At 47.9% G+C, this 6,094-nt stretch carries 6 protein-coding genes; 3 read left to right on the plus strand and 3 right to left on the minus strand.

Annotated features, from left to right (window positions below):
• Together RMO35_RS11230 and RMO35_RS11235 are read right to left on the minus strand one after the other, a co-directional pair.
• On the minus strand, positions 1 to 310 hold a 310-nt coding region (locus tag RMO35_RS11230; RefSeq protein ID WP_309741266.1), incomplete at its 3' end, for an MEKHLA domain-containing protein.
• Positions 311 to 383: 73 nt separating this feature from the next.
• Positions 384 to 1,499 carry a GTP-binding protein gene (locus tag RMO35_RS11235; RefSeq protein ID WP_309741267.1) on the minus strand — a complete coding sequence of 372 codons (1,116 nt, stop codon included), beginning with the start codon at positions 1,497 to 1,499 and terminating at the stop codon, positions 384 to 386.
• A gap of 182 nt (positions 1,500 to 1,681) precedes the next feature.
• Between RMO35_RS11235 and cysS the strand changes: the two genes are divergently transcribed.
• Positions 1,682 to 3,169, plus strand: coding sequence for a cysteine--tRNA ligase (cysS, locus tag RMO35_RS11240; RefSeq protein WP_309741268.1), 1,488 nt, complete (start codon positions 1,682 to 1,684; stop codon positions 3,167 to 3,169).
• A 52-nt stretch (positions 3,170 to 3,221) separates the two neighbouring features.
• A complete protein-coding gene (locus RMO35_RS11245; RefSeq protein ID WP_309741269.1) occupies positions 3,222 to 3,830 on the plus strand; it encodes a Uma2 family endonuclease in 609 nt (202 codons plus the stop codon).
• Between the two features lie 36 nt (positions 3,831 to 3,866).
• On the opposite strand, the gene RMO35_RS11250 is transcribed toward RMO35_RS11245, so the two are convergent.
• Entirely contained in the window at positions 3,867 to 4,850 is a 984-nt protein-coding gene (locus RMO35_RS11250; protein ID WP_309741270.1) for an aldo/keto reductase, read from the minus strand.
• A gap of 440 nt (positions 4,851 to 5,290) precedes the next feature.
• Between RMO35_RS11250 and xseA the strand changes: the two genes are divergently transcribed.
• Positions 5,291 to 6,094, plus strand: an 804-nt coding sequence (gene xseA / locus RMO35_RS11255; protein WP_309741272.1) for an exodeoxyribonuclease VII large subunit, incomplete at its 3' end; no start/stop codon positions are given.

Genomic DNA, 6,094 nt, shown 5'->3' on the forward strand with positions numbered 1-6,094 from the left:
CTAGTCGATCGACTGGTTTAGCAGTAGCTTGAGAGTGCATATTTGTCAACTCCGCCCAAGAAACTTCCCACAGATCGAGCACTCGTTGATTGCCATATGTCAAAATTGGATCTGCCGATCGATCGTGACTCAATAAATAAAAGTCGGCATTAAATACCTGTTCGCCCAATGTCTCGATCGCTAATCCATACTCTGGCATCAGATCGCGACTAGTCCAGCGCTTAAAATTATTCAACAGAATTAAGACATGCTCTTGTTGGTAATTATTTTCAGGAGCCGGAAGTGCCATTGATTCGATCGGTTTATTCATATCTCAAAAAGGCTACCAGCAAACAAAAAAAGTAGGGTGGGCATCGCCCACCACCTCACTTTAGATTCAAATCTTACTTCCCAAACCCTTTGCCAGCATTTTTTTTAGTAGTAGTCAAACAATTTTCTAATTGCTTGATGACTTTAGCACGATCGAGATCTTGTCCGATGATGACAAACTTAGTTTGAGGTTGACCTTTCCACTGTTCATCATCGATCGAGAAGCGTTTGCCACACAGATGGAAGACATGACACTTATCACTTTCATCAAACCATAAAAATCCCTTTGCCCGGAAGATATTCACAGTTAATTGATTGTCTAAGAAATGCTGAAACTTCCGTAGCAAGAATGGTCGATCGCTCACAAAAGATAATGATGTAAACCCATCATTATCCAAGTGATGTGAATGGTCGTGATGGTCGTGTCCGGGATGGTCGTGCTCGCACTTATCGTGGTCGTGGTCGCAATTTGAATGGTCTTCGGCTGCACGATCGTGGTCGTGGCTGTGTGCGTGTTCTGCTGGAGCATCCAGATATTTGTCCGACTCAAATAAACCCACACTGAGAATCATCGGCAATGAAACTACCGACTTACTCGTCCGAATAATTCTCGCGCCTTCTTTCATTTCGCGCAGCCGAACTTCTAACAAGTCTGCATCCGCTTCATCGACCAGATCGGTCTTATTCAATAAGATAATATCGCCGTAAGTAATTTGACTTTGAGCAGCTTCACTATTGAATAAATCGAGGCTAAAATTAGCCGCATCGACTAACGTAATAATCGAATCGAGTCGCGTTAAGTCGCGTAACTCCGTACCCAAAAAAGTCAGTGCAACAGGTAAAGGATCGGCTAATCCAGTAGTTTCGACAACGAGATAATCGATTTGTTCCGATCGAGCTAAGACCTTATGGACGGCTTTCACCAAATCCTCATTAATCGTGCAACAAATACAACCGTTATTTAATTCCACCATATCCTCGCCAGTCGCAACGATCAGATCGTTGTCGATGCCAATTTCACCAAACTCATTCACCAGCACCGCAGTTTTGATACCTTGCTGATTTTGGAGGATATGATTGAGCAGCGTAGTCTTCCCACTACCGAGAAATCCGGTAATAATCGTTACAGGTACTAGCTTCTGGTCTACATCAATGATTTCGAGAGTGGGCGCGATCGTAGTTGATGTCATAAAAATACACGGTAGGATAATACAGCAATTCGCAGTCAATAGATGGCAAACTTAGAGTAGAGCTATTGTCCTGCTCCGACGATTCACTAGCCATTTTAACCTTTATTTGAGAGTCTCATTTCCTAAAGCCTAATACCTAAAACCTAAAGCCTGCCCCCTCCAGCCAAAATCGCGTCATCATCATGTCTCTAACCATATACAACACCCTCTCCAGAACCAAAGAGCCGTTCCAAACCTTGACACCAAACCAGGTGAAAATGTACTGCTGCGGGGTGACTGTATACGACTACTGCCATCTCGGTCACGCTCGATCGTATATTGTTTGGGATACCGTGCGTCGCTATCTGCAATGGCGCGGCTATGAAGTTAAATACGTCCAAAATTTTACCGATATCGACGATAAGATCCTCAACCGCGCCAAGCTCGAACAAAGCTCAATGACCGCAGTTGCCGAAAAATACACGGCTGCTTACTTTGAAGATCTCCACCGCCTGAATGTCCGCGACGCCGATAACTATCCCCTCGCCACCAAGCACATCCAAGAAATTCAAGATCTGATCGCCGATCTCGAAACCAAAGGCTTTGCCTATGCAGTAGACGGCGATGTCTACTTCCGCGTGCGCCAAGATGCTGACTACGGTAAACTCTCCAAGCGCAACCTCGAAGATCTCCGTGCTGGCGGCGGCGAACGCGTCGAAGCCGCAGATCCCGACCAAATCAAGAAAGAAGACCCCTTTGATTTTGCCCTGTGGAAGGCAGCAAAACCGGGCGAACCCGCCTGGGAGTCTCCCTGGGGAAACGGTCGCCCAGGCTGGCATATAGAATGCTCTGCGATGATCCAAAAGCAACTCGGCGACACCATCGATATCCATTGCGGTGGCGGCGATCTCGTCTTCCCCCACCACGAAAATGAAATCGCCCAATCCGAATGCGCTCACGATCGACCATTATCAACCTACTGGATGCACAATGGGATGGTGAGAGTCGGCGGTGAGAAAATGTCTAAATCTCTGGGCAACTTTACTACCATCCGCGCCTTGCTTGACGGTCATAAATCGGACGGCACGACCGATCCCGTAGATCCGATGACAATTCGGTTATTCGTCCTCACGGCACAATATCGCAAACCGATGGATTTTAGCGATGCCTCGATTACCGCCGCCGGACAAAGTTGGCAGACTATTAAAGACGGGATGTTATTTGGTTATGAATTTGGCAAAAAATTAGGTTGGGATAACCTCGATCCGATTCGTGCTGGAGCTACAGCTACTACCGCAGAAGTCAATAGATTTCGTACTGCTGTAGACGACGATTTTAACTTTGCCGAAGGTTTGGTGGTAGTATTTGAACTCGCCAAAGAATTGCGAAAAGTCGGCAATATTATCACCCACGATAGCGAGCAAACAGTAGATCCCAATCTACTCAAAGACAAGTGGCAAACATTAATAGAATTAGCAGGAGTGTTAGGTTTGGAAGTCAATCCCGATGAATTGAAAGTGCAAGTAAGTGGTTTGAGCGATGCAGAGATCGAAGCATTACTCACCGAACGTCAAATTGCCAGAGCAAATAAAGATTTCGCCACTAGCGATCGCATCCGCGCCCAATTAACCGAGGAAAAAATCGTAGTCATTGATAAAGCTGGCGTTCCGAGTACTTGGTATCGGGGGTAATCGATCGGCTGCATATGTAACTTTGAAGCTGAAAAATAGGGATAAACGCTCTATGACTTATACAACCACTAAAGTTCTCACCTTTGATGAATTTATCAGCCAATATGGTGACAATCCTCGTTACGAGCTAATTGATGGAGAATTGCGCGACATGGAACCAACTGGCCCTCATGAAGCTGTAACAGGAAAGATAATCGGCTACATTTTTGTAGAAATCCTGCGTTCTCGCCGCAACTGGATCGTACCCAAAAATTGCCTCATCAAACCACCAGCAATGGCGGCTACTGCGTTGCGTCCTGACGCAATCGTCCTCGATGAAGCTAAACTTACTCGCGAACCCCTGTGGCGAAAAGAACCGATCGTCTGTAATGGCAATACGATCGAGCTAGTTGTTGAAGTCGTTAGTACCAATTGGCAAGATGACTATGCTCGGAAAATGGAAGAGTACGCCCTATTGGGTATTCCAGAATATTGGATTGTGGACTACTTAGGAATTGGGGGTATTGCTTTTATCGGCAAGCCAAAACAACCAACTTTCACAGTTTGTCAACTTGTTGGCGAGACATATAACCAACAACAATTTCGGTTGGGAGCATCGATTTTATCTCCCACCTTTCCCGAACTTCAGCTTCGACTCGATGACATTATCCCTCGCCAGTAGGGCAATCTATTTAGATAGAAGAATCAGTTCTTGCGACTACTCAGCCGAGTCCGATCGAACTTTGCCCACTGCGGCTTCGATTTTTTGCTTCAATTCGGCGTCGATCTTGGGAATAATCTCGATCGCGCCCATATTTTCGATAACTTGTTCCTTGGAACTGGCTCCAGTAATGACCGTACTCACATGCGGATTGCTGGCACACCAGGCGATCGCCAATTGCGAGAGCGTACATCCTAACTGCTCGCTAATCGGGCGGAGGCGTTCGGTAGCGGCAATCCAGTCAGTATTAGTAACTGCTTGTTGTAGCCACGAGTAGCCCGGTAAAGTCGATCGACTCCCCGCTGGCACACCATTGGCATACTTACCTGTGAGGACACCAGACGCGAGCGGACTCCACGTAGTCAAACCCAGTCCCTGCTCGTCATAGAGACTAGCATATTCGGTTTCGACTCGATCGCGGTGAAATAAATTGTACTGGGGTTGCTCCATTACGGGCTTGTGCAGGTGGTGTCGATCGGCAATTTGCCACGCGCTGCGGATCTCGGCTGCCGACCATTCTGACGTGCCCCAGTAGAGTGCTTTGCCCTGTTGAATCATATCGTGCATTGCCCACACTGTCTCTTCGATCGGGGTATTGGGATCGGGACGATGGCAAAATACTAAATCTACATAGTCTAGTTGTAAACGTTGCAGCGAAGCATCGATCGCGTGGTGGAGGTACTTACGATTGAGTGTATTCTTACGATTTGGCCCTTCGGCAATTCCCCAATAAAACTTAGTAGAGACGATATACGATTCGCGCTCCCAACCTAAATGCTGGAGCGCATCGCCCATCAATGTTTCAGCTTTGCCACCAGCATATACTTCGGCGTTATCAAAGAAGTTTACACCAGCATCTCTAGCGGCGGCGAGAGTTTCGATCGCAACATTCTTGTCTACCTGATTGCCGTATGTAATCCAAGATCCCAGCGACAATTCACTGATTTGTAAGCCAGAATGTCCCAAGCGGCGATATTTCATGCTCGATTCTCCTTGAAGGAACTCAAATTTGCAGGTAATTAAATTGTTGTGCCCCAGTGACGATCGTTAGCTCTCAACCATTGGATTGTGGCGGACAAGGCGTTGAGGCTAGTCTGATGAGATTCACTAGATCCCAAATTGCGATCGGGGCGTATCTCTATTTTAATCATCTGGCTAGTGCTTGTCTTTGTGTATCGTCGATCTACACCAAAAATTAGGATTTACACGCAAACTTTTCAGCTTCGTTTTCGATGGTGCTCTACCCCCCCAACCCCCCTTATAAAGGGGGGCTTTATTGCTCCCTCCCCTTTATTAGGGGAGGGCTGGGGTGGGGTAAAGGACTACGCATTTATCAAAAATTTCCACAGAAGGATGTATCCCCTGTCCCCACAGGCTTGAGTTAGACTAATTTGATAAGTCTCGTCGGCTCAAGCTTGACAATGTTGAATTATGCACCTACCGATCTGTATCCACTCGATCCGATCTCCATCGATGGTTTGACTCGCTATATCGAACAAGCATTGCTATCGACTCCGCAATTGCGACAGGTGTGGGTGAGTGGAGAAGTATCTAGTGCCACCCATCATCCTTCGGGCATCTACTTTACGCTCAAGGATAAGGTGGGTAAAGCTGCCCTACCAGCGGTGGTGTGGAAAAGTCAAATTCCCGAACTAGAGACAAAGCCACAAGTGGGCACGGAAGTACTCGTATTTGGCAAGATTGCTGTCTACGCGCCGCATGGTAAATATCAGTTTCAGGCGCAGCAAGTTTTACCCTTGGGTGAGGGGTTACAGGCTCTGCGGTTGCAACGGCTCAAGCAAAGGCTCGCCGCTGAAGGTTTGTTCGATCGAGAGCGCAAACGCGCCCTGCCAGCTCATCCGCAGACGATCGCGGTAGTGACTTCGCCGACGGCGGCGGCGTGGGGCGATATCGAGAGATCGCTACTCGCACGCAATCCGGGGGTGTTTGTCTTATTTTCGCCAGCGACAGTGCAAGGGGAAAATGCGCCCAATTCGATCGAACGGGCGCTCTCTAGAGTTGCGATCGACGGTCGGGCGGAGGTGGTGATTCTGGCTAGAGGTGGCGGTGCCAGCGAAGATTTGAGCTGTTTTAATAGTGAAATTGTCGTCCGCGCCATTGCCGAATGTCCGGTGCCAGTGGTGACGGGAATCGGACACGATCGCGATGAGTCGTTGGCGGATTTGGTCGCTGATGCGAGAGCCACTACGCCGACAGCGGCTGCG

The organism is Chamaesiphon sp. OTE_20_metabat_361, from assembly GCF_031364565.1.